Below are 24,284 nucleotides of genomic sequence, written 5' to 3'. Positions count from 1 at the left end.
CCAGCAGTCTCAGCAGATGCAGGTGCCACCACCGCCAACGCAAGCTGACTGGCGGAACCAACCAGCTCCCCTGCCACAGAGCGACGCAACTGCGCAGCCGATGTTCGGCTTCCCCTCTGCCCACCAATGGCGGCGGGATTCGAAGTCGCCACAGTCTTCTCCCTCGCCACAGTCTTCTCCCACAGACTCCACCTCGCCACCGAAGCTGCCAGAGGCACCGCGCGAACCTCGCGAGCCCTGGTGGCGCAACGAGAAGGCAATCATCAGAATCATCGCCATCTTCGGTGGTCTCATCACCGCTGCCGGTATCGCGTTTTTCGTCGCGGTCGCAATCCAATCCGGCCTGATTGGACCAGCCGGTCGTGTGATCCTGGCTTACTTGTTGGCCGCCGTGCTCGCGGTCGCGGCTGTGCGAGCGCACCGTCGTCAAGCACCGCCTGCTGGTGTGACGGCGCTGATTGCGACATCACTAGCCGCTGCGCACCTGACAACGATGTCGATGTCCTACCTCCTCGACTGGATTCCGGTGGCAGCGACGCTGGTCATCATGTTGCCTTTCGCCGCAGTCGGTCTATACGGCGCGCGGTGGACGAAGTCGAGTGCAACCGCGGCGTGGACAATCACAATCAACACCGGATTAATGCTGTGGGCGACGATCGGCCTCAACTTCCACGCCCGCCCGCTGAGCTCCTCGCTCGCGCAAATCACCCTTCAACTGATGGTCATCGCCGCTATCGTCTGCCTCCTGAACGTCCCCTTCCGGAAGTACGTAGTCGCATTCCTGCTCGGCGCAAACGTTCTCATCGGCGTAATCACGACCAACAATGCACTGGTGATGCCCGCAATCGCCGCACTCACCATTGCCCTTTTCGCGTTTGCCCAGTTCGGCCCGCTGGCGTTGGCTCGCCAACTCACTCCCGAGCTTGACGACGAGCCTTCGGAAACCAGCACCTGGGAAGACGATCTGGTCACCATCACGTCAGTAGTTGCCTTCTCGACTCCGGTTGTAGCTGCAGTCCCAACGGTCAACGCCACACAGTCCACCTCCAGCCTCTGGTTGCTGCTCTACGGCGGATTCGTGCTGTTCATCGCAATTGCTGCAGTATTCCTTTGGAACCGTGCCATCTTCCGCTATCTCGCCCCAATGGCCTTAGCCACGGCAATTCTGCCCTGGCTAGCGCTCGCGGTGGCAGGCCCGGAAAGGAGCTCAGGAGCCGATACTGGACCCCACTCTTGGGGTCTCATCCCAATCTCTATCGGTGCCGCGCTCTTTGTCTGGGCGCTGGCCACAGCATCGAAGCACGGCGCGATTGGCGCACGACTACAGGCTCCTGAACCAACCCGGGATGCCGTGGCACCATATACAAAGATTGCGGCACTGACCTGGCTGCTCGGCGCAACGGTAGTACACCTCTACATCCTGCCCGCAGCATTGAATGCCGGTGCTGCGGACGACTACTCGGCAACGTGGGCAGAAATGCTTTCGCTATTGTTCCTGCTGTGCGCCGACGTCGGCCTGGCCGTGACGGCAGCGAGGTCGCAGCTACCGCCAGCTTTTGCACTGATTGGCCTGGCTGCACTGGGTATGCCATTTATCGTGCTGCTCACGACTATTGGCGTGAGCTTCAACGCTGCACACATGTTGTTGAGTATTTTCTGGGCCACGATTGCCGGCATGCTGGTGCTATCGAAGAGGTTCCACCACATTCCGGCGCGACTGGCAGCGGGTTTAACGATTGCGGCGCTGTCTATCGTCAAGCTGATCTTCTACGACATGGCAACGCTCGATGGCGTTATCCGCGCCTTGGCGTTCCTCGGCTGTGGCCTGATTCTGCTGGCCATGGCGGTCTCCGGGGCGAAGCAGAAGAGTGCCGAGGAGCCGGCGGCACCGGACCGTGACGGCACCGCCAGCGATACTGACGCTGCCGGCGCTGCTGCCGACGCTGCCGGTGCGAGCGGCGCAGCAGATGCCGACCCCGCTGCTGACAGAATGGAAGGCATCACCCGCACCGACGGTCCTGGAATTTCCGACGGAAACGAGCCGACTACCTAAGCTACTTAAGCAGCGGCTTCAGGTACTGCCCGGTGTGGGAGCCGGAACAGTTCGCGACATCCTCCGGCGTGCCCTCTACAACCACGGTGCCACCGCCGGAGCCGCCTTCCGGCCCCATGTCGATGATCCAATCCGCAGACTTGATGACATCCAAATTGTGCTCAATGACAATGACGGTGTTGCCCTTGTCCACCAGGCCCTGCAACACCAACATGAGCTTGCGGATGTCCTCAAAATGCAGCCCCGTGGTCGGCTCATCCAAGATGTAGACCGTCCGGCCATTGGAGCGCTTCTGCAGCTCACTGGCCAACTTCACGCGCTGAGCCTCACCACCCGAGAGCGTGGTTGCCGCCTGCCCGAGACGGACATAGCCCAGGCCGACGTCGACAAGCGTATTGAGATAACGCGCAATCGACTGAATCGGCTCGAAGAACTCCGCTGCCTCGGAGATGGGCATGTCCAGAACCTCAGCGATGGTCTTGCCCTTGTAACGAACCTCCAGCGTTTCGCGGTTGTAGCGCGCGCCGTGGCAAACCTCGCAAGGCACATAGACGTCCGGCAGGAAGTTCATCTCAATCTTGATGGTGCCGTCGCCCTTACACGCCTCACAGCGGCCGCCCTTGACGTTGAAGCTGAATCGACCGGGCTTATAGCCACGAACCTTGGCCTCTTGCGTCTCGGCGAAGAGGTTGCGGATCTTGTCGAACACACCGGTGTACGTCGCTGGGTTGGAACGCGGGGTGCGACCAATCGGCGACTGATCAACTTGCACCAGCTTGTCCAGCTGATCCAACCCCTCCACGCGGCTGTGTCGACCCGGCACCTGACGAGCACCGTTGAGCTCGTTGCTCATCACCTTGGCCAGGATTTCGTTGACCAAGGTGGACTTGCCGGACCCGGAAACACCCGTAACGCAGGTCAACACGCCGAGGGGGAACTTCACGTCAATCTTCTTCAGGTTGTTTTCGCGAGCGCCCTTGACCGTCACCATGCGCGACTTATCAATCGCACGACGGTTCTCCGGCACCGCCAATACCCGACGACCCGAGAGATACGCACCTGTCAGTGATTCCTCGCAGTCAACGATGCCAGACGGTTCACCCTGGTAGACGATTTGTCCACCGTATTCACCGGCCTTTGGCCCAATGTCGACCAGCCAATCGGCCTCGCGAATCGTGTCCTCATCATGCTCGACCACAATCAGGGTATTGCCCAGGTCGCGCAGGTTTTTCAGAGTCTTGATTAGACGGTTGTTATCACGCTGGTGAAGACCAATCGAGGGCTCATCCAAGACGTAGAGCACGCCAGCGAGCCCCGAACCAATCTGTGTGGCCAGACGAATTCGCTGCGCTTCACCACCGGACAGCGTGCCTGCCGAACGAGACAGGGACAGATAATCCAGGCCAACGTCAAGCAGGAATTTCAGACGAGCCTGCACCTCACGCAGAACACGCCCGGCAATCATTTCCTCGCGCTTGCCCAGAGTCAGCGAATTCAGGAATGCCGAGCCATCGTGAACCGATAGCTCTGTCAGCTCGGCAATATTCTTCTGCCCGAACTCCGCCGAATCCAACGTCACCGAAAGAATCTCCGGACGCAAACGAGTACCGCTACATGCCGGGCACGGCACCTCACGCATGTACCCCTGGAAACGCTCCTTCTGAGAGTCGCTCTCCGCCTGTGACAGCTTGCGGTGCAGGTACGGCATCACGCCTTCGAAAGGTGCGGTGTACTGGCGAGTACGGCCGTAGCGATTGCGGTAACGCACCGTGACCTTGTGGCTGGAACCATGCAGCAGGGCCTTGCGCTGCGGCGCTGTGAGGTCTTCGAAAGGCGTGGTCGGGTCGAAGCTCATCTCGGTGGCGAGGCCTTCAACCAGCTTTTCAAAGTACTTCTTGTTCAGCGTCTGCCGCCACGGCGCAATCGCCTCAATCGTCGGCAGCGACGGATCTGGAATCACCAGGTCCGTGTCCACCTCCAGCTTGGTACCGATACCGTCACACTCCGGGCACGCACCATACGGCGAGTTAAAGGAAAACGACCGTGGCTCCAACTCATCGATAGCAATACGGTGCCCATTCGGGCAGGCCATCTTCTCCGAGAACCGCTGGGTTCGACGCGGGTCGTCCGCCTCTAGCCCGACGGCGTCGATGACCACGACGCCGTCGGCAAGCAGAAGCGCCGTTTCGACGGAATCGGTGAGCCTGCGCTGCTGCGACTCCTTCACCTGGAGACGGTCAATGACCACGTCAATGTCATGCTTGACCTGCTTCTTCAGCTTCGGCGGATCCGTTAGACGGTGCATTTCACCATCGACGATGACACGCGCGTAGCCCTCGGATGCGAGGCGTTCAAACAGGTCGACGAATTCACCCTTGCGCGTGCGCACGACGGGTGCGAGGACCTGGAATTTGGTGCCCTCCGGCATTTCCATGACCTGATCGACGATCTGCTGTGGAGTCTGTGAGGAGATTACTTCCCCACAGGTCGGACAGTGCGGAGTACCGGTGCGCGCGTAGAGAAGACGCAGGTAGTCATACACTTCAGTGATGGTTCCGACGGTCGAGCGCGGGTTGCGGTTCGTCGACTTCTGGTCGATCGACACCGCCGGCGAGAGCCCCTCAATCATCTCTACATCGGGCTTTTCCATCTGCCCCAGGAACATGCGCGCATAGGAGCTCAGCGACTCCACGTAACGGCGCTGGCCCTCGGCGAAAATTGTGTCAAATGCCAGTGACGATTTACCCGACCCCGACAGACCTGTGAAAACCACCATCTTGTCTCTGGGCAAATCGATGTCAACACCCTGCAGGTTATGCTCGCGGGCGCCTCTGACCACTAGACGTTCAGCCACAGTGGGAAACCTCAATTCGTCGACGATTCACTGCCGACTAGTCTACAGTCCATAACCAATTTTTCGCACATGTGTTCAGAGACTCGTGGTTACGTTGCGCTCCTAGCGCGCCGACAGACACCTCATTACCCTGGGGCGCATGAACGACGACATTACAATCAGCCCTTACTCCAACTCGCCGAGAACGCGCGGCGTTGAGCGCATTGACTACGGCAATGTCACTATTTATAAGACCTCCGTCGGATCGATGGACAACAACGTCTACCTTTTGGTCGACTCCCGCGAGCCCGACAATTCCCTACTTATCGACGCCGCCACCGACGCCGACCATCTAATCCGCCTGGTTGAGCACGTCGGCGCGCAGGTCCGCACGATTGTCACCACGCACTCCCACGGCGATCACGTTCAGGCGCTCGGCGAGCTCCTGCAGTCATTCCCGGCCCGCCACATCACGTCCAGCCTCGACGCTGCCGACATTCCCGAGCCCGCCGACCAGCAGCTCGACGGCGGCGAGACCATCACGTTCGGCGAGGACATCACGCTGCCCACGTTCATCCTTCGCGGACACACCAAGGGCGGCCTCTGCCTCGACCTGTCCGCCAAGGAAGCCGGCGCGCTTTCCGACGACACCCCGTCACACCACCTCTTCGTCGGTGACAGCATCTTCCCAGGCGGTGTCGGCAAAACGTACTCGCCCGAGGATTTCACGCAGCTTATCGACGATGTCGAGAGCCGTGTCTTCCGCGTCTACCCCGCCGACTCGGTGATTCACCCCGGCCACGGCAAAGACACCACAGTTGGTGTCGAGAGCCCCGAGGTCGAGAACTGGCGCCAGCGTGGTTGGTAGCGCTGGATGAGCGTGGTTGGCAGTGCTGGATGAGCGTCGTTGGCAGTGCTGGATGGTGCCGCAGCTTCTGAAAAACTTGTCATTCCCGCGACATAAATAGGCCGGGCTGCGTAGGATTAATAGTGAATTACAGCGACCAGATGGCCAAAAACACGGTTTCACCTGGACGACAAAGGAGATGGAATTTAGATGATTCGCAAGTTTGCCCGACCAATGCTGGCCTCGGTTTTCGTTGCCGACGGTGTCGACACGCTGATGAACCAGAAGGATCATGAAGAGGGCGCACGCGACCTGATTGCCCGCGTCCGCTCCGTAACCCCGAACCAGTACAACAAGTACGTGCCAAATAGCGAGAAGCTGGTTGTCCAGGTCGTCGCTGGCACCAAGGTTGCTGCGGGTTCCCTCTACGCTCTGGGTAAGGCCCCACGCCTGTCCGCCACCGCTCTGGTCGCTGCACAAGTTCCGACGATGCTCGCTCGCCACGCATTCTGGGAAACCCAGGATTCGAAGGAGAAGGCGGCTCGCCGCACTGGTTTCCTGACCGACATCGGTTTGCTGGGCGGCCTCTTCCTGGCTACTGCTGACACCGACGGCAAGCCGGGTGTCGCTTGGCGCGCTGAGAAGGCAGGCAAGCAGCTGAACAAGAAGGTTCAGGCTGCCCTGCCGACCAAGTCTGAAACCGAGCAGCGCACTGAGGAAATCAGCGCAGCCTTCGCTTCCGCCGGCGAGAACGTCCGCGAAAAGGCCGGCCTGCTCCGCGACCGCGCTTCTGAGGCCACCGATGGCGCTCGTGAATACGTCGAGGACAACAAGGACGGCTGGCGCGAGCAGCTCACCGACGCCTTCGACACCGCTAAGAGCTACGTCGAGGACAACAAGGACGACTGGATTGCCAAGGCCACCGAGCTCGCTGAGGACGCGCGCGACTATGCCGAGGACCTGGGCAAGGATCTCAAGAAGGACACTCGCAAGCAGCGCAAGGAACTGCGCAAGCGCGCAGCCAAGGCTTCCAAGGAGGCCAAGAAGTCCGCAAAGAAGGCGCAGAAGCGCCTGCAGTAAGTTTGCTGCCGCAGTTAAAGCGGTATACTTAAACGCTCCCCACGCCACTACGCGTGCGGGAGCGTTTTCATATTTTTATATTCATTCAGCACATCAGTTAGCACTAATTTTGCGATTCGTTGAGGAGACCAGGTTGGCGTCGCGCGCATCCGAGCCCGGGCAGGACCAGACAGGCCGCATTGGCCACACTGGCCAGGCAGGTCTGCCGGACCAGGCAAGTTCAGCACCACAGCGAGAAGAAGAAAGCATCCTTGCTGCCGAACAGGCCTACGTCGACCGTGCGTTCAGCTTCCTCGACCGGGCACGCGAGCGCGACCAAGAGTACCTGCGCCAGGTCATGCTCATCGACGACCCAGACCCGCAAGCCCGCGTTGAACGCGAGGTGGAATACCACCGACTACAGGCTAATCTGGACCGCTACCGCTCAGCCGAGATCGGCCTGGTCTTTGGTCGAATCGATATCGATGACACAGATCCCGACAATCCTTTGGCAGAGGAAGGGCCGGGGGCGACCGTCGATAAGCGATACATCGGGCGAATCGGCCTGTCCGATGAAAACGACGACTACCGCACGGTCATCATGGATTGGCGTGCCGACGGCGCGCGCCCGTTTTACCTGGCCACGACCGCGCATCCCGAGGGAGTCAGCCTGCGCCGACACCTGCGCACGCACGGCCGGAAGGTCCGCAGCATTGACGACGAATGGCTCTCCGGCGAGGAAGCCGACAGCGCACACGAGACCGAAGTTGAAGCGGGCGTCGGTGGCGAATCGGTGCTGCGGGAGGTCATGAATCAAGCGCGCACCGGCCATATGCGCGGCATTGTGGAGACCATTCAGCGCGAGCAGGACCTCATCATCCGCGACTCCACCCGCGGCACTCTGGTCGTCCAGGGCGGCCCCGGCACGGGCAAGACGGCGGTGGCGCTGCATCGCGTCGCATGGCTTCTCTACACCTACCGCGATCAGCTGGCGAAAACCGGTGTCCTCATCATCGGCCCGAACACAACCTTCCTCGACTACATCTCCCGCGTGCTGCCGAGCCTCGGCGAAACGGGCGTGGTGCTGACCACCATCGCCGATCTCTACCCCGGCGTGCGCGGTTCCGACGCGCTTATCGACGGACACAACCCCGAACCCTTGGTTGCGCAGGAAGTTAAGGGCTCGATTGAGATGCTCACGATCCTGCGTGAGGCCGTGCGGGCCTACCAGGAGCTGCCCGCGGAACCTCTTGAGGTCCGGAACGACAACATCACTCTGACCATCACGCCGGAGATGGTGAAAGCCGCGCGGACGCGTGCGCGGAGGACTCGTAAACCCCACAATCTGGCTCGCCCGATTTTCCGCGATCACGTGGTGGAACTGCTGGCCGCACAGATGGCCGAGGTCATCGGTGCCGATCCGCTGGGCGGCGAAAACCTCCTGTCCGTGACCGACATTGCCGATCTACGCGACGAAATCGACGAATCCGGAGCAGTTGCCGACATCCTCGATGAGCTGTGGCCTGCGCTTACGCCCGAGCGGGTGCTGTCGGAGCTGCTGAGCTCTCGCGAGGCCATCGACTACGCCGCCACCGATTACGACGAGCTGACGCGCGAGGCTCTCTACCGGCCGGAAGGCACCGACTGGATGCCTTCCGACGCCCCGCTTCTCGACGAGCTGGCGGAACTCCTCGGCCCAGTTGGTGACGCGGAGGCCGATGAAGAGGATTGGCAGGCCCGCGTCGAGGAAGCGCAGGGCGCGTTGGATACCCTGTCCAGTTCTGCGTCCCAGGATCTTGACGACGGCTTCGAGGCCGAGATTTTGTCAGCGTATGACGTCATCGATGCCGAGGCACTGGCCGAACGCCACCGTGAGCGCGACCTGCGATCCACCGCCGAGCGGGCGGCGGCGGATCGCCTGTGGGCCTACGGCCATGTCATCGTCGACGAGGCTCAGGAACTCTCCGCGATGGCCTGGCGAATGCTGCGCCGCCGCAGCCCCAACGGCTGGATGACCCTCGTCGGCGACGTGGCCCAGACGGGCTCCCCCGCAGGTGCCGCGACCTGGGATGATGTGCTGGAACCCATCATCGGCTCGAGGTGGCATCTCCACGAGCTGACCGTCAACTACCGCACCCCAGCTGAGGTGATGGAGGTCGCCGCCAGCGTCCTGGCCGAGATTGATCCGGAGCTGGAGGCACCGCAGTCGATCCGCGCGACCGGCCGCAAGCCTGTCCAGGCTCGCACCGTGACGGAGGCTCTGGCGCATGTGGAGCAGGTTGCGCAGCCGGACCGCCTGGTCGCTGTGATCGCGCCCGCCGAGTTGCTCGAAGCCACGCGCGCGGAGGTGCGGGATTTTCTCGGTGGTGGAGCTGATGGAGATGGTGACCCTGATGGTGCTGGCGGGGCTAGTGCCGCCGATGACGCACCTGCTACTCGCCCCAGCAAACTCACCAACTGCGCGGTCTACGACATCACGACCTCAAAAGGCCTGGAATTCGACGAGGTCATCGTCGTTGCGCCCGACCAGATTGTGGCGCAATCCCCACAGGGGCTACAGGACCTGTACGTTGCACTGACTCGTGCGACCCAGGGGCTAATTGTTGTGGCGCCTCAGCAGTCGAGCGTTTTGCCGGAGCTGCAATGGTTAGAATGACGAGGATAGTGCCGTACAGAATGAGTGAGACATTATGTCCCAAAACTATCTACCTCAGCTAGCTGAACTTCGCGCACGCCGTCTCATTGCCCAGGGGTTAGCTGCAAGTCAAGCACGCAGCGATTGGAATACAAACCTCAACTCGCCTGCATTATCAGCAACGCATGGCATGGTCGCTCTACAAGGGCAGAATTATTCGAACGGTGTTAATGCCATCGCCCTACGCAGTGGCAGCACCACCGACGATGTTTTAGCAGCCATTTCTTCTTACGACATCGTTCGCTGTTGGTCTCAACGAGGCACCCTGCACTTTGTTTCAGCGCAAGACGCGGGAGCAATTATGAGGTTGACGAATCCGCGCATCGAAAAGGCAGCAGCAAGACGTCGTACGACACTCGGGCTTTCTCAAGATGATGTGCAGACCGCAAGGGCAGCATTTCATTCCGAATTGCGCTCACGTGGCCTGTCCGACCCGCTGACTCGGACTGAAGCCTATGAGGTTTTCGCAGATCATGGAATAGACCCCACGGAACAAAGAGGTCCTCACCTACTGCGCACATTCGGCGGCGAAGGCGCTGTCGTCCAAGGGCCACGAAAAGGATCCGAAGATACCTTCGTCCTGCTTGCCGACGTAACTTTCAAAGGCGGCCTCTCAGCAAATACCACGGAGGGCTCCAGCACAGAACACTCAGCTGAATCCACGCTGGCCGACATTGCCTGGCGCTATGTTAATTCCCGCGGACCTATCTGTGTAGCTGACTTCGCGTGGTGGCTGGGGCTGACGAAAACTCAAGCGAAAAAGGCCTTTAAGCTTATCGACCACTTAATAGCTCCTTTCTCCCTCGATTCCTCTGCCTCTCCGCACACGCCAACTGACACAGAATTCACCGGCGAAGGACTCGCACAAAATGAGTACTTCATGCCGGCATGGCAGCAGAACGTAGCTGAGGCCGAGCTTGAAGCCGCGCTTTCACTGACGCTTCGACTGCCCGCTTTTGACGAGTACCTCATGGGCTATGGCAGCCGTACCGAAGTTCTTCCTGAATCCCTTCGCAACCAGGTCTTAACCAGAAACGGAATTAGCTGGCCTTTTGTAGTTGAAGAAGGGGTTATCACCGGCCGACAATAGAAAAACCGGCACCTCAACTAAGAGATGCCGGTTTAAAACGAAAGCTAAATTGTTAGCTGACGGTCTTACTAGCTCACCGTTTTGTTAGCTCACAGTGTGAACAATCATGACGTCACAGTCCGACTGACGAGCAACATCAGCCGGCACGGAGCCCAGCAGACGACCAGTCAGCGAGTTAATACCGCGGTTGCCAACCACCAGCAGGTCAGCGCGACGGTCAGTGACCAGAGACATCAGAGCCTCAACCGGGGAGCCGGAACGAACCTCGGTCTCAACCTTGGTAGCGCCGACGGCCTCTGCGGCCTCCTTAGCAGCAGCCAGGTTCTTCTGAGCCGGGTCATCACCGAGGACCTGAACCGAATCCTGGCGCAGGGTCTTGGACGCATCCTCTGCAGTCTCGTAGTAAGCGCAGCCGATAACCAGGGTGGCATCGAAAGCCGCGGCAATCGAGGCAGCGCGCTCTACTGCGAGCAGCGACGACTTAGAACCATCCGTGCCGACAACAATGGTCTTGTAATCACTCATGAAAACTATCCCTCACTGTGGAAGTTGCATTAAAACAGTTCATCGTGCGTAACGCCGTCGTTGCCCCGAACCCACTGGCCAGAGCCACTTTCGCGAATACACTGTTTTACTTCCCACAACAGTAGCAAAAAACTACTCGACACCGGCCTCAATCATCCCCTTAAGTTCCTTCTTGAGGTCGAAAATCTCATCGCGCAAGCGCCCCGCGAGCTCGAACTTCAACTCTCGCGCAGCCGCGGCCATCTGCTCCGACAGGTCCGCGATAAGCGCCTCGAGCTCCGCCCTCGGCATCTGCTTACCGCTAGCACCATCGGCCGCGCCCGAGCCGTCGGCACGCGAGAGCAGCGCATCAGCGGCCGCACCGGTCTTGCCTTCGTAATCGGTGTCAGCGTTGTCGTAGACCTGATCCAGAATGTCCGCGATCTTCTTGCGCAGCGGCTGCGGATCGATGCCATGCTCAGTGTTGTAAGCAATCTGCTTTTCGCGGCGGCGCTCCGTCTCGTCGATGGCGAACCGCATGGAATCGGTGATCTTGTCGGCGTACATGTGCACCTCGCCGGAGACGTTTCGCGCGGCACGACCAATCGTCTGAATCAACGAGCGCTCCGAACGCAGGAACCCCTCCTTGTCGGCGTCGAGGATTGCCACCAGCGAAACCTCGGGCAAGTCCAGCCCCTCGCGCAGCAGGTTAATACCGACCAGCACGTCGTACTCGCCGAGACGCAACTGCCGCAGCAGCTCAACGCGTTTGAGCGTATCCACATCCGAATGCATGTACCGCACCTGCACGCCATTTTCGAGCAGGTAGTCGGTCAGATCCTCCGCCATCTTCTTCGTCAGGGTTGTGACGAGAACGCGCTCGTCACGCTCGGTGCGCTTTCGGATCTCGCCGATCAAATCATCGATCTGCCCCTCAGTAGGCTTAACGACGATCTTGGGGTCCACCAGCCCAGTCGGACGAATAACCTGCTCCACATACTCGCCACCGGTCTTTTCGAGCTCATAGTCACCCGGCGTTGCGGACATGAACACGACCTGGCCCACGCGGGCATCGAATTCGTCGAACGTCAGCGGGCGGTTATCCAACGCCGATGGGAGGCGGAAACCGAAGTCGACGAGGTTGCGCTTACGGGAGGCATCGCCCTCGAACATGCCGCCAATCTGCGGCACGGTGACGTGCGACTCATCGATGATGGTGAGGAAGTCCTCCGGGAAATAGTCAATGAGCGTCGCGGGGGCCGAGCCCGGCGCGCGACCATCGATGTGGCGCGAGTAGTTCTCAATGCCGGAGCAGAAGCCGACCTGTTCAATCATTTCGAGGTCGTACTCCGTGCGCATGCGCAGACGCTGTGCTTCCAGCAACTTGCCCCGGTTTTCCAGATCCGCCAGGCGTTCGGCGAGTTCGGCCTTGATGTCCGCGACGGCCCGTTCCATCCGCTCCGGGCCTGCGACGTAGTGCGTAGCTGGGAAGATGCGCAGCTCAGGGACTTGGTCGATGACGTCGCCTGTGACTGGATTGAGGTAGTACAGCGAATCAATCTCGTCGCCGAAGAACTCCACCCGCACGGCCTTTTCTTCGTAGGCCGGGATGATATCGACCACGTCACCTTTTACTCGGAAGGTGCCGCGGGTAAAGGCAATGTCATTGCGGGCGTACTGAATGTCCACCAAAAGGCGCAGGAACTGGTCGCGGTCGACTTCCTCGCCCTCCTTCAGCCACACCGAACGGTCGAGGTATGACTGCGGGGTACCCAGGCCATAGATGCAAGAAACAGAGCTGACGACGACTACGTCGCGACGCGACAGCAGCGCTGAAGTAGCCGAGTGGCGCAGGCGCTCCACGTCCTCGTTGATGGAGGAATCCTTTTCAATATAGGTATCGGTCTGCGCGATGTAGGCCTCGGGTTGGTAGTAGTCGTAGTACGAAACGAAGTACTCGACCGCGTTGTTTGGCAGCAGGCTGCGGAGCTCATTGGCCAGCTGGGCCGCAAGCGTCTTGTTCGGTGCCATGACGAGGGTTGGCCGCTGCACCTTTTCGATCAACCACGCTGCGGTGGCTGACTTACCGGTGCCCGTGGCACCCATCAGGACTACCTCGCGCTCGCCTCTATCTAGGCGCTCCGACAGTTCCGCGATTGCCTGCGGCTGGTCGCCCGAGGGCTCGAACTCGCTGATGACCTCGAAGTTTCCCTCAGCGCGCTCGACTTCACCGACGGGACGGAACTCCGAGTGCGCGAGGACGGGTTGCTCTGCTGCAAATGCCATAGTTCCCAGCGTAGCGAAGGCTGTCTTGAAAGCGGCTGGTTACGTTACTTCCTGGGGCTTTGGGCTGTCCAGGGCTGGGGCCCAGGGGCTTAGGAGCGGCTGTCGAGTTCCGGACCAACATTAAAATCGGCACAGATTTGGACAAGGCTGGCATAAAGTCGCTGCCAGGCCAGCAAAGGCGGGTTCCGCTTCACCAGCTGGCCCTTAGTGCGCATGGACTGACTCCTGGTGAAGCGCAAGCCGTCTTATCGATGGTCCGCGGCTGCGGCTGCGAGGCTGCAAGGCTGCAAGGCTGCGGGAGGCCTGGGTTATCCACACCCTGAAAGTTGTCCACAGATTGGACGTGGAGCCTCTCTCACAGAAAATCCCCTGGGCCGAAAAAGCTTAGAGTCCCGACCATGGGAAGTTTCACCACGGCCGAGTTGCGTGCACTCGGCATCGGAGAGAAAAAGACCAGAGCCCTCCTACAACAAGGCAGGCTAATTAAATTGGTACGTGGCCTCTACATTGACGACCACTCTCCCGCCTCAGTCGCCCGAGCAATCACGGGGCATTACAAAAGCATTGCGCTAACCGGTAAAAGCGCAGCTCAAATCCACTTGAGACTTCCCCTGACACTTCCTATCCAGGCAGAAGGCGCGGGATCAGTTCAGGCCGAGACCTTCTCCATTAGGCACAGCCGCCTACCGTCCTACACCAGCATCAATGGCCTCCCAGTTGTCGAAGCACTCTGGGCAGCACGAGCTTCAAAAGACTATGCACGCAGAATCCTGGAAACACACTACGCCGGCCGGGACGGCGAGAAGCGACTCAACCACGACCTCAGCCGGATGCGGAAAGTTCCCGCCTGGCTGCGTGAAACCATCGCCACCACGCCAATCGGCTCATGCAGCGAACTCGAGCGCAAGCTGGCCCGTCCACTAATCAAGCGCGGGTACCGCATCCGAATGAACCAGTACATCGGCCCCTACTGCTTCGACATCCTGCTTGACCAGTGGAAAATAGCTATCGAAGTCGACTCAGAGACGTACCACGCTAACGAGGACTCGTTCATCGCAGATCGCTGGAAGGCCAACTCCGGCACGCTGCACGGCTGGATAGTCCTGCGGTTCACAGACTCATGCATCAATTGGAATCTCGACAGTGTCCTCGACGAAATCGAGCAGGCAATTCGATGGGTGCAAAAGCGCCGTCCCCGCGTGGACTATAAACCAGGATGGCCTGCCTGTCAGAAAGTTTGGGAATGGAATCCAACGGTTGGCTACGCCAATAAGCAGCGATAAACAGCCGATATCGCGAGATAAACAGCCATCCACTTGCCAAATTGTTATTTATTTTGTAATGAAAACTGACCGAACAGCAACTAGCCTGGCGCCTATGAACACTTCGCGCCGCACACCAGTCCACACGCCCGCTACGACTCGCCCAGGTTCCACCACTCGAAAAGCAACCTCACACCGAGCCCTTGTGGCCGGCATCCTCGCTACCACCGCATTGGCTTTCACCGCCTGCTCAACACAGGAAACTGAAGCAGCGCCCGAATCTGCTGCTCCGGTTGAAACCACTACCGTTACTCAGACCGAGGATGGCGTGTCTGACAAGAGTTCGGGCAACACGCCAAACCCAACCGGTTCTGCACCGGACCAGGGAGGCGATACATCGACGGCGGAGACTGGTGGCGCGTCGACGTCGTCAAGCGAAAGAGGCGACAACGGCGACGGGAGCCGGCTTCGTCAGGACATGACCGCTGAAATCTACAACAACCCCTCGCCGGGATCTACCTTCATGGCGGCCGGCGAACAGGCAACCACCTGCATCTACGGCGATGGGTACGGCCTCAACCTCATCGCGGCGGGCCCGAATACCAGCTGCGACTTTGCGAAGGCCGTTTTCAACCAGCAGACCGAGGGGCTTAACGCCTCGGAGGACAATATCCGCGACCACCTGCAGCCAAACATCAAGGCCAAGAGTCCCGCGACCGGGAAGACCTACGACCTCAGCTGCAGCACACAAGACGACGTTGTCGTGTGCACCGGCGGCAACAACGCGAAGATTTACATGTACTAGCGCACCAGGTGGCGGTCGGCAGTCGGTGCAACTGCTGGCCGCCAGCCGCGATTCGCCGATGGGGAATCGCAACAAGCCCGCAAACTCCCGCCTACAGTGAAACCATGACCGTTTCCCGCTTGCGCCCCTTCGGCGAGACCATCTTCGCCACCATGTCCCGCCTCGCCACTGAGCACGAGGCAATCAATCTTGGACAGGGCTTCCCCGACTGGGATGGGCCGGACGAGGTGCTCGCGGAGGCGAGGCATCAGATAGCTGGCGGAAACAACCAGTACGGCCCCGGCCGCGGCATGAAGGTGCTCCGCGAGGCTATCGTCGCCGATCGCGCCCGCCGCACGGGGCAGGTCTACGATGCCGACACCGAATGCCTCGTCACGGTCGGTGCCACGGAGGCGATTGCCGCCACCACCTTGGGGCATCTCGAACCCGGCAGCCACGTCATCGTCATCGAGCCGTACTACGACTCGTACAAAGCCGCCATCGCACTGGCTAACTGCACATATACCGCGGTGCCGCTCATCCCCGCAGCTTCCGGCACGGCACGCTCCTGGTCGCTCGACCGCAGCGCGCTTGCCGATGCCGTCACCGCCAAAACGGCCATGATCATCATCAATTCGCCGCACAACCCCACCGGCACCGTCCTCGCGGACGAGGACTTGCAGGCCATCGCCGATGTCGCCATCGCAAACCATCTACTCGTGCTTGCCGACGAAGTCTACGAACGCCTGTACTTCAACGGATTGTCACACTCTTCCATCAGCGCTCTGCCCGGCATGCGCGAGCGGACCATTGTCGTGTCCAGTGCCGCAAAAACCTTCAACGTCACCGGCTGGAAGATTGGCTGGGCGCTCGCCCCGACTGAGCTACTCGATGGCGTCGTCAAGGCCAAGCAGTTCTTGAGCTATGTCGGCGCCACTCCCCTTCAGCCCGCAGTCGCCCGTGGCCTGCAGGAATGTGCCCCATGGGTGGACGAGCTGGCAGGTCAGCTCGAGGGCAACATGCGGCTCCTCGCCGAGGGCTTGGAGGGCCTTGGCGCCGATGCCTTCACGCCGCAGGCAGGGTATTTTGTCGTCGCCGATGTCTCGAGCTGGGGGCTTGGCGACGCCCTGGAGACCTGCACCCGCCTGGTCAAGGAATGCCGCGTCGCAGCCATCCCCGTCACCGCTTTTGTGGATGACCCAGAGTCAGAAAAGTACCGCTACCTGGTGCGGTTCGCTTTCTGCAAGCGCGCCGAGGTGATTGAGAAGGCTATCACCCGGCTGCGGAATTATCTTGCTGCCCGGCCTGCAGCTGACGAATCTGATTCAGCGGCTGAATAATCCGCTCCCAAATCCGGTCGACCTGGCGCACGAGATCCTCCTCGGTGCCTGAGTTTTCCAGGACCACATCGGCGAACTGCAGGCGCTTGTCATCGCTGATTTGCTTAGCGATGCGCTGCTTCGCATCCTCTCGGTCTACACCGCGGCTTTCCACCAGACGGTCGAGACGAACCTCCACCGGGGTATGCACAACCACGACGAGGTCCTGCGCTTCCGACTGCCCCATTTCAATTAGCAGCGGAGAGTCGAACACGATGATGGCGTCACCTGCCGCGTTGAACTGCTCTTCGGTGCGCTGCTCAATACGCGGGTGAGTGATGGAGTTCAGCAGCTCCGTCTTCTCCGCGGATACGAAGGCCCGCTTCGCAAGCTCGCCGCGGTTGAGGGAGCCGTCGTCAAGCAAAATGCCCTCGCCGAAAGCTTCGGCGAGTTCGGCCAGCGCCGGTTCGCCGGGTTCGACGACGTCACGAGCAATCTGATCAGCGTCGATGATGGCGGCACCGAGCTCGGCAAACCTACGGGCGACCGTAGATTTTCCACTGCCCATGCCACCGGTTAGTCCTACTTTGAGCATGTCTCTAAGGGTACGTGGACACGCCCCGGCACGTTAGTGCTTTACGACGAGATCCTCGATGCGGTGGCCCTCTTCAACGGGATCCGGGTTGACTGGATCCGGAGCAGTACCGTTACCAAATGGGCTGCCACCTAGAGCTTCGCGGCCGTGCGGCTGGAGCAGGTCGGAGAGCTCCGGGCCCTTCGGGACAATGCCAAGCGGATTGAGGTCGCGGTGGACCTCGTAGTAGTGGCGCTTGATGTCGACAAAGTCAGTGGTGTCGCCGAAGCCAGGTGTCTGGAAGAGATCGCGCAGGTAGTTGTATAGAACCGGCATCTCGGAGATCTTGTTCCGGTTGCACTTGAAGTGGCCGTGGTAGACCGCATCGAAGCGGATGAGGGTCGTGTAAAGGCGAATGTCGGCCTCAGTGATGTGGTCGCCCATGAGGTAGCGGCGGGTCTCTAAGCGCTCAGAAACCTTGTCTAGGGCGCTGAACAGGCGGTCGTAAGCCTTGTCATAGGACTCCTGCGAACCCGCGAAGCCGCAGCGGTAGACACCGTTATTGATTTCGGTGTAGATGAACTGCATGAGCTCATCCATTTCCTCACGCATCTCCTCCGGGTAGAGATCCGGGGCGCCGTCGCGGTGGAACTCGACCCACTCGGTAATGAAGTCCAAGGTGATCCAAGGGAAGTCGTTGGTGACGACCTCACCCGACTCGATGTCAACGATGGCGGGGACGGTAATGCCTCGCTGGTAGTCCGGGAAGCGCTTTAGGAATACCTCCTGCAGGCGCTCGTAGCCTAGTATTTCGTCGCGGCCACCTGGCCCCTTATCGAAAGTCCAGGAGCGGGCATCGTGAACCGGCCCTGGAATTCCGACCGAAATTGCATCTTCCAAGCCGAGCAGCCTGCGAACGATAAGCGTGCGATGTGCCCACGGGCACGCACGAGCCGCAACAAGACGGTAGCGCCCGGCTTCAACGGGCCACGTCTTAATCCCCTCGCCTATCTCGCGACCGTTCTTGACAATGCGGTCGTTGATATAGCGGGTGTCGCGGTTAAAGTCCTTACCCTCCTGCGAGTACACACCGCCTGTGGAGTGGGAGGAATCCTCTACGTGATTAGCGTTATCTACCTGTTTGGCTTCGTCCTTTGTTGTCATGTCACCAATCATATGGGTAGAGAGACGGGCTGTCAACGGCAGTAAGGGCAGCCAGAGCCACCAAAATCGACAAGGCCACCAGGACATTAGGGCCCTTAGGGCCAATAGGACGGCTTGCGCTTCGCCAGCAGCCCGTTACTGTGCAGCAAGCCACTTCTGGTGAAGCGCAAGCCCGCTTTAGGCAACAGCGGCGCCACCTTTATGGCCCAAAGCCCCAACACCAGGACCAAAAATGCAGCAAGCCCCCAAGCCGCCGCTATAAGAACAAGGCCGAGCAGGTGCCCGTCGTAAAGCAAAGAAGGCACGAAAAAGCCCCAGCGAGGAAAACCTCGCCGGGGCGATTTCTCAAAGGGACGTATAAGCCCTTAGCGGCCTAGCTTAGTTGCCAGCCAGCTTCTCGCGCAGAGCAGCGAGCTGCTCGTCGGAAGCCAGGGTGCCGCCTGCGTTGTCTGCAGCCGGTGCGGCCGGAGCAGCCGGAGCTGCCTCGCCGGACTCGGAGGAGTAGTTCGAAGCGGTCTCTGCAGCCTCGGCAGCTGCAGCGCGGTGACGCTCGATCTGGGCAGCGTGCAGCTGGTGGTGACGCTCTGCCTCTGCGTAGCGAGCCTCCCACTCGGCGCGCTGAGTCTCGAAGCCTTCCATCCACTCGTTGGTCTCCGGGTCGAAGCCCTCCGGGAAGATGTAGTTGCCCTGCTCGTCGTAGGAGTCGCCCATGCCGTACTTGGTCGGGTCGAACTCTTCGGTGAAGTCCTCGTCAGCCTGCTTGAGGGACAGGGAGATACGACGACGCTCGAGGTCGATGTCGATGACCTTGACCATGACCTGCTCGTCGACGGAGACGATCTGGTCCGGAACGTCGATGTGGCGGGAAGCCAGCTCGGAGATGTGAACCAGGCCCTCGATGCCCTCCTCGACGCGGACGAACGCACCGAACGGAACCAGCTTGGTGACCTTGCCCGGAACAATCTGGCCGATTGCGTGAGTGCGGGCGAAGACGCGCCACGGATCTTCCTGAGTAGCCTTCAGGGACAGGGAAACGCGCTCGCGGTTCAGGTCGACCTCGAGAACCTCGACGGTGACCTCGTCGCCAACCTGGACAACCTCGGACGGGTGGTCGATGTGCTTCCAGGACAGCTCGGAAACGTGAACCAGGCCGTCAACACCGCCGAGATCGACGAATGCGCCGAAGTTGACGATGGAGGAAACGACACCCTTGCGGACCTGGCCCTTCTGCAGCTGGTGCAGGAACTCGGAGCGGACCTCAGACTGGGTCTGCTCGAGCCATGCACGGCGGGACAGAACGACGTTGTTGCGGTTCTTGTCGAGCTCGATGATCTTGGCCTCGATCTCCTGGCCGATGTACGGCTGGAGGTCGCGGACACGACGCATCTCGACGAGGGAAGCCGGCAGGAAGCCGCGCAGGCCGATGTCGAGGATCAGGCCGCCCTTGACGACCTCGATGACGGTACCGGTAACCGGCTCGTCGTTCTCCTTGAGCTGCTCGATGGTGCCCCAAGCACGCTCGTACTGAGCGCGCTTCTTGGACAGGATGAGGCGGCCTTCCTTGTCTTCCTTGGTCAGGACCAGCGCGTCGATCTCATCGCCAACTTCGACCACTTCGTCAGGGTCGACATCGTGCTTGATGGACAGTTCGCGGGAAGGAATGACACCTTCAGTCTTGTAGCCGATGTCGAGAAGAACCTCGTCGCGGTCAACCTTAACGACGGTGCCTTCAACGATGTCACCATCGTTGAAGTACTTCATCGTCGAGTCGACAGCGGCCAGGAAATCCTCAGCGGTGCCAATGTCGTTGATGGCAACCTGAGGGACGTTAGAAGTGGACATATAAGATGTGCTCCGAAGCGGATAGAAATCGAAAAACGGACAATTTCGGCCTTGCCCCTCAAAGAAACACCTGGACAACCGGGCCAAATCCGCTTTCGGCGAATCTCGCCATTGGCAATTAGTTAACCCGATGTCCCTGGAGCTCGAGGCTGCAAAGTCGGCACGCTAATGCATACCTAGCGAACAATACCGATTTGAGCTGCGACATTCAAGTCCGCAACACATCCGCGGCAAGCCCGCATCAAGTCCGCCGACCAGCACTACGGCCCGACCTTCGCACCACTAATGCGCAGCAGTATCCCAGTTCACACCAGCACCGATAGAAACATCCAACGGAACCAACAATTCAGCCGCCGAGTCCATCTCGCGATGCAACAGCTCCTTGATGGCTCCCTCTTCCCCATCTGCAACTTCCACAACCAGTTCGTCATGAACCTGCAGGAGGACACGCGAGCGCAGCCCGCCCCGTCGTAAAGCATCGTCGACCCGGAGCATCGCAATCTTAATAATGTCTGCCGCCGACCCCTGAATCGGCGAGTTCAATGCCGCACGTTCCGCGTTATCGCGAGCGATGCGGTTGTCGGCGTTGAGTTCCGGCAGGTAGCGACGACGATCGAACATCGTGGCCGTAAAGCCGTCCTTGCGCGCCCGCTCAACAACCTTGTGCAGGTAATCGCGCACGCCGCCGAAGCGCTCGAAGTAGTCCTCCATGAGCTTTTTCGCCTCGCGCTGCGGAATGTCGAGCTGCTGCGCCAGACCAAAAGCACTCAGCCCATAAGCCAGTCCGTAGCTCATCGCCTTCACACGACGACGCAGCTCGGGCGTGACCTCATCGATGCCGACACCGAAAACCTTCGAACCAACGTAGTTGTGCAGGTCCTCGCCCTGTCGGTAGGCCTCAATCAGCCCCGGATCCTGCGATAGGTGCGCCATCACGCGCATCTCAATCTGCGAGTAGTCCGCGGTGATCAGCTGCTCATAGCCATCGCCGACCACGAACGCCTCACGAATCCGTCGCCCGAACTCCGTGCGCACCGGGATGTTCTGCAGATTCGGCTCCGTCGACGACAGACGCCCCGTCGCCGCGACCGCCTGATTAAAAGTCGTATGAATACGGCCATCATCAGCGACAGCCTTAATCAGCCCCTCCACGGTCGACTTCATCTTCTGCGACTCGCGGAACTTCAACAGGTAATCCAGGAACGGATGCGGGTTGACCTTCGCCAGCCCCTCAATTTCCTTCGCCGCCGTGGAATAGCCCGTCTTCGTCTTCTTTGTCTTGGGCATTCCCAGCTGGTCAAACAGGACCTCTTGCAACTGCTTCGGCGATCCGAGATTCAGCTCAGGCTTATCGACGAGGTTGCGAGCCTCACTCTCCGCCTCATCGGTAGCCGCCTGCGCCTGCTTTCGGAGCTCCTCGAGCGCATCAACATCGACAGCGATACCGGCACGCTCCATCCGACCCAGCACTGGGGCGAGCGGGACTTCCAGGTCGGCGTACACACTGTAGAGCCCGGCCTCGTCGAGTTCGACAGCCAATCGCTCAGCCAGGTCGATGACGGCGGCGACATGGGAAGCGTCTTCGGCCGGGCCATCGAGCAGGGTCATCTGGCCCTCGGCCTGCGAAAGAGTCTGGCCCAGGTGACGCTGGACGACGTTGTCCAAGCTGTAGCTGCGCTGGCTTGGGCGCAGCAGATACGCAGCCAGGAAGGTGTCGTGGATGACCCCGGCCAGCTCGAAGTCGTAGTTCCAGAGTGCATGCATGGCCGTTTTAGAGTCATGCACCAGCTTCGGATGGTCGCCAGCGAGCCACTCGCGCAGTGCGTCGGCATCTTCGGCGGAAAGATCACCCAAGTCGAGAGAAACAGCCTGGCCGGAGGTCTTGCCCTTCTCATCTGCGGAGCCAATCATCAGGGTGTGCTCCCCGACCTGCAACGCGGCCGGCTCGTGCAGATTATCGAGCCAGGCAGCCAGGGCGCCGTCGTCAAGCGAAACAGCCTCGAGCTTTGTCGCACTGTCGCTGGTGGAGGCGGTGACGCCCGCGCCTTCGATGGAAAGGGTGCGGAAGACGCGTTCGCGAAGGTTGTCGCCGAATTCGAGGCGGTCGAAGAAGTCGATGATTCCCTGGGCGTCGGCGGGACGGAGCTCGAGCTCGTTCGGACCGTACGGCAAGGGCAGATCCTTGACCATTTCGGTGATGTCGCGGTTCAGCTGGACGTTTGCGACGCGCTCGCGGAAGTTATCGCCGACTTTGCCGCGGATTTCGTCAGCGTGGTCGATGAGGTTTGCCAGCGTGCCGTACTGAACAATCCACTTCGTCGCGGTCTTCTCGCCGACCCCCGGAATGCCCGGGAGATTGTCGGAGGGGTCGCCGCGGAGAGCCGCGAAATCCGGGTACTGAGTCGGCGTCAGACCGTACTTCTTCTCGATAGCAGCAGGCGTGAAGCGATGCAGCGTGGTGACGCCGCGCATTGGATAAAGCACCGTCGTGGTGTCGTTGACCAACTGGAACGAGTCACGGTCACCAGTGACGATGAGCGTTTCGAAGCCCTCAGGCTTGGCTTGGGTAGCCAACGTCGCGATAATGTCGTCGGCCTCGTAGTTGTCCTTTTCCAGCGTGACGATGCCCATCTCTTTCAGCACCTGCTGAATAAGCGGCACCTGACCACGGAATTCCTCAGGAGTCTTCTCACGCTGAGCCTTATACTCCGGGAAGATCTCGTTGCGGAAGGTCTCGCGGGCGACATCGAAGGCGACCGCCACGTGCGTGGGCTTTTCCTCGCTGAGGATATTGGACAGCATAGAAAGGAAGCCGTACACCGCGTTCGTTGTCTGACCACCGGTGGTTGAGAAATTATCCACCGGAAGGGCAAAGAACGCGCGGAAGGCCATGGAATGACCGTCGATAAGCATGAGGGTCTTCTTCATGACATCCCAGTGTAGGAAAATATTGAACAGCGTAGGAAAACTGAGATGCGCGCTGAGGAATCGCGAGCTGCGGAGGATGAGCTGTTGGCCGGTCAGCTTCAGTGAACAATAATTACGGTAATCAGGCTGCATTTTGAAACGGATTCAGCAGCCCCTTAGTCCACCTGAACAGTGATTCGCAAGAGTGAGCCTCTCGAGCGTCGCTTGGCACCTGGTTTCAGTTTCCGAAATGCTGTAATCCAACTTTAATATTCGCCTTATTTTCCTGGAGTTTTCCATATTTTCCAGCGATTGTTCAACAGCATGCACGGAACCTGCCCCAAATGAGGCACCTAGAAATTACCCCCTCTTTGAGGTGGCCGCGAAAACATATCACCACGTCCTGCGCATGCCTCTGAAATCAATTGGCGTAGTTACGCTTTCATGGCTTTAGACTCTTCAGCATGAGTGAGTTCGATTCGACCGATTTCCAACGGAGCGCCCAGTCCACCCGCGACCGCATCATCGCGGCTGCAGCTCGGCACTTCGCGCGCAAGCCTTTGCGAAGCGTGCCGCTGAAGGAAATTGCCAGCGATGCGGGCGTTAGCGCGCCGCTCATCATCAAGTACTTCGGCTCCAAAGAAGGTCTCATGGCCGAACTGATTGACTTCAGCCAGTTCAAAGGCACACTCAGCCGAGCTCCCTTCAATGAACTTGGCCAGCGGATGGCCAGCGCTATTTTGACTGGTCAAGGAATGGCCGGACAGTCCATGATTCCGCTGATTGTCGGGTCCCTCGACTCCGAGGAAACTGCAAAAGTCATCGCCGAGCGGTTCAATGAAGCTGTTGCAGATGACTTGATTCGCCGCGTCGAAGAGGACGGACCGGAAGACGTTAGCCACGATGCTGCTGTGCACCGCAGCCAAATGGCTATTTCCCTCTGCGTCGGATACCTAGTTCTTTCTGATACTGGCCTAATCGATGAGGCCAACGCACCGAGGATTTCGGTGGAGGCCCTGGGCAGCTGCCTGCAGCAGATCATCGAACACGGCTAAGAACTGAGCA

17 protein-coding genes are annotated in these 24,284 nt (G+C 59.9%); 9 read left to right on the top strand and 8 right to left on the bottom strand.

Annotation, left to right across the window (positions count from 1 at the left end; translation table 11 throughout):
- Positions 1-16 precede the first annotated feature (16 nt).
- Entirely contained in the window at positions 17-2,053 is a 2,037-nt protein-coding gene (locus tag CHU70_RS01860) for a DUF2339 domain-containing protein (protein WP_222709368.1), read from the top strand.
- Between the two features lies 1 nt (position 2,054).
- Here the strand turns inward: CHU70_RS01860 and uvrA are convergent, their stop codons facing one another.
- Positions 2,055-4,907 carry an excinuclease ABC subunit UvrA gene (gene uvrA / locus CHU70_RS01855; protein ID WP_070437626.1) on the bottom strand — a complete coding sequence of 951 codons (2,853 nt, stop codon included), beginning with the start codon at positions 4,905-4,907 and terminating at the stop codon, positions 2,055-2,057.
- Between the two features lie 139 nt (positions 4,908-5,046).
- On the opposite strand from uvrA, the gene CHU70_RS01850 reads away from it, so the two are divergent.
- From CHU70_RS01850 to CHU70_RS01835, 4 genes are all read left to right on the top strand, one after another.
- On the top strand, positions 5,047-5,754 hold the full coding sequence (locus CHU70_RS01850) for an MBL fold metallo-hydrolase (RefSeq protein WP_070437629.1): 708 nt from the start codon (positions 5,047-5,049) through the stop codon (positions 5,752-5,754).
- Positions 5,755-5,943: 189 nt separating this feature from the next.
- Complete coding sequence (locus CHU70_RS01845) at positions 5,944-6,813, top strand: DoxX family protein (protein WP_016422909.1); 870 nt, start codon at positions 5,944-5,946, stop codon at positions 6,811-6,813.
- A gap of 133 nt (positions 6,814-6,946) precedes the next feature.
- The gene (locus CHU70_RS01840) at positions 6,947-9,448 is read left to right on the top strand and encodes an AAA family ATPase (protein ID WP_147719395.1); all 2,502 of its coding nucleotides are present in this window, start codon (positions 6,947-6,949) and stop codon (positions 9,446-9,448) included.
- Positions 9,449-9,482: 34 nt separating this feature from the next.
- Positions 9,483-10,577, top strand: a complete 1,095-nt coding sequence (locus tag CHU70_RS01835; RefSeq protein ID WP_065421639.1) for a DNA glycosylase AlkZ-like family protein — start codon at positions 9,483-9,485, stop codon at positions 10,575-10,577.
- Between the two features lie 84 nt (positions 10,578-10,661).
- On the opposite strand, the gene CHU70_RS01830 is transcribed toward CHU70_RS01835, so the two are convergent.
- Positions 10,662-11,102, bottom strand: coding sequence for a universal stress protein (locus CHU70_RS01830; RefSeq protein WP_005511992.1), 441 nt, complete (start codon positions 11,100-11,102; stop codon positions 10,662-10,664).
- 132 nt (positions 11,103-11,234) lie between these two features.
- On the bottom strand, positions 11,235-13,367 hold the full coding sequence (uvrB, locus tag CHU70_RS01825) for an excinuclease ABC subunit UvrB (protein ID WP_016422912.1): 2,133 nt from the start codon (positions 13,365-13,367) through the stop codon (positions 11,235-11,237).
- 398 nt (positions 13,368-13,765) lie between these two features.
- Between uvrB and CHU70_RS01820 the strand changes: the two genes are divergently transcribed.
- The 3 genes from CHU70_RS01820 (at position 13,766) to CHU70_RS01810 (ending at position 16,753) form a co-directional block, all read left to right on the top strand.
- A complete protein-coding gene (locus CHU70_RS01820; RefSeq protein WP_049193954.1) occupies positions 13,766-14,650 on the top strand; it encodes a DUF559 domain-containing protein in 885 nt (294 codons plus the stop codon).
- A 94-nt stretch (positions 14,651-14,744) separates the two neighbouring features.
- On the top strand, positions 14,745-15,434 hold the full coding sequence (locus CHU70_RS01815) for a hypothetical protein (protein WP_240593373.1): 690 nt from the start codon (positions 14,745-14,747) through the stop codon (positions 15,432-15,434).
- A gap of 104 nt (positions 15,435-15,538) precedes the next feature.
- Positions 15,539-16,753 carry an aminotransferase class I/II-fold pyridoxal phosphate-dependent enzyme gene (locus CHU70_RS01810; protein ID WP_070595578.1) on the top strand — a complete coding sequence of 405 codons (1,215 nt, stop codon included), beginning with the start codon at positions 15,539-15,541 and terminating at the stop codon, positions 16,751-16,753.
- Here the strand turns inward: CHU70_RS01810 and coaE are convergent.
- The 5 genes from coaE to polA all read right to left on the bottom strand — a co-directional run bounded on the left by coaE (position 16,686) and on the right by polA (position 23,240).
- On the bottom strand, positions 16,686-17,327 hold the full coding sequence (gene coaE / locus CHU70_RS01805; protein ID WP_147719394.1) for a dephospho-CoA kinase: 642 nt from the start codon (positions 17,325-17,327) through the stop codon (positions 16,686-16,688). The two genes, CHU70_RS01810 and coaE, sit on opposite strands and share 68 nt — an antisense overlap.
- Before the next feature lie 33 nt (positions 17,328-17,360).
- Entirely contained in the window at positions 17,361-18,470 is a 1,110-nt protein-coding gene (locus tag CHU70_RS01800; RefSeq protein ID WP_370449643.1) for a glutathione S-transferase family protein, read from the bottom strand.
- Positions 18,471-18,565: 95 nt separating this feature from the next.
- Positions 18,566-18,775: a hypothetical protein gene (locus CHU70_RS01795; RefSeq protein WP_070429619.1), complete on the bottom strand. Its 210-nt coding sequence runs from the start codon at positions 18,773-18,775 to the stop codon at positions 18,566-18,568.
- 73 nt (positions 18,776-18,848) lie between these two features.
- The gene (rpsA, locus tag CHU70_RS01790; protein ID WP_005510285.1) at positions 18,849-20,312 is read right to left on the bottom strand and encodes a 30S ribosomal protein S1; all 1,464 of its coding nucleotides are present in this window, start codon (positions 20,310-20,312) and stop codon (positions 18,849-18,851) included.
- 282 nt (positions 20,313-20,594) lie between these two features.
- Entirely contained in the window at positions 20,595-23,240 is a 2,646-nt protein-coding gene (polA, locus tag CHU70_RS01785; protein ID WP_147719393.1) for a DNA polymerase I, read from the bottom strand.
- A gap of 443 nt (positions 23,241-23,683) precedes the next feature.
- Here polA and CHU70_RS01780 point away from each other — a divergent pair, with 443 nt between their 5' ends.
- The gene (locus tag CHU70_RS01780) at positions 23,684-24,274 is read left to right on the top strand and encodes a TetR/AcrR family transcriptional regulator (protein WP_070652661.1); all 591 of its coding nucleotides are present in this window, start codon (positions 23,684-23,686) and stop codon (positions 24,272-24,274) included.
- The last annotated feature ends 10 nt before the right edge of the window (positions 24,275-24,284 follow it).

The sequence above is a fragment of the Corynebacterium sp. LK10 genome (assembly GCF_008042455.1).
Lineage (GTDB): Bacteria > Actinomycetota > Actinomycetes > Mycobacteriales > Mycobacteriaceae > Corynebacterium > Corynebacterium jeikeium_D.
Note: the sequence above shows the minus strand (reverse complement) of the source record. Positions and strands in the feature narration are given on the sequence as shown.

Coding starts and splice junctions, on each gene's coding strand:
- CHU70_RS01860 (WP_222709368.1), top strand. CDS start 17: ATGCAGGTGCCACCACCGCCAACGCAAGCTGACTGGCGGAACCAACCA.
- CHU70_RS01850 (WP_070437629.1), top strand. CDS start 5,047: ATGAACGACGACATTACAATCAGCCCTTACTCCAACTCGCCGAGAACG.
- CHU70_RS01845 (WP_016422909.1), top strand. CDS start 5,944: ATGATTCGCAAGTTTGCCCGACCAATGCTGGCCTCGGTTTTCGTTGCC.
- CHU70_RS01835 (WP_065421639.1), top strand. CDS start 9,483: ATGTCCCAAAACTATCTACCTCAGCTAGCTGAACTTCGCGCACGCCGT.
- CHU70_RS01830 (WP_005511992.1), bottom strand. CDS start 11,102: ATGAGTGATTACAAGACCATTGTTGTCGGCACGGATGGTTCTAAGTCG.
- uvrB (WP_016422912.1), bottom strand. CDS start 13,367: ATGGCATTTGCAGCAGAGCAACCCGTCCTCGCGCACTCGGAGTTCCGT.
- CHU70_RS01820 (WP_049193954.1), top strand. CDS start 13,766: ATGGGAAGTTTCACCACGGCCGAGTTGCGTGCACTCGGCATCGGAGAG.
- CHU70_RS01815 (WP_240593373.1), top strand. CDS start 14,745: ATGAACACTTCGCGCCGCACACCAGTCCACACGCCCGCTACGACTCGC.
- CHU70_RS01810 (WP_070595578.1), top strand. CDS start 15,539: ATGACCGTTTCCCGCTTGCGCCCCTTCGGCGAGACCATCTTCGCCACC.
- coaE (WP_147719394.1), bottom strand. CDS start 17,327: ATGCTCAAAGTAGGACTAACCGGTGGCATGGGCAGTGGAAAATCTACG.
- CHU70_RS01800 (WP_370449643.1), bottom strand. CDS start 18,470: ATGACAACAAAGGACGAAGCCAAACAGGTAGATAACGCTAATCACGTA.
- rpsA (WP_005510285.1), bottom strand. CDS start 20,312: ATGTCCACTTCTAACGTCCCTCAGGTTGCCATCAACGACATTGGCACC.
- polA (WP_147719393.1), bottom strand. CDS start 23,240: ATGAAGAAGACCCTCATGCTTATCGACGGTCATTCCATGGCCTTCCGC.
- CHU70_RS01780 (WP_070652661.1), top strand. CDS start 23,684: ATGAGTGAGTTCGATTCGACCGATTTCCAACGGAGCGCCCAGTCCACC.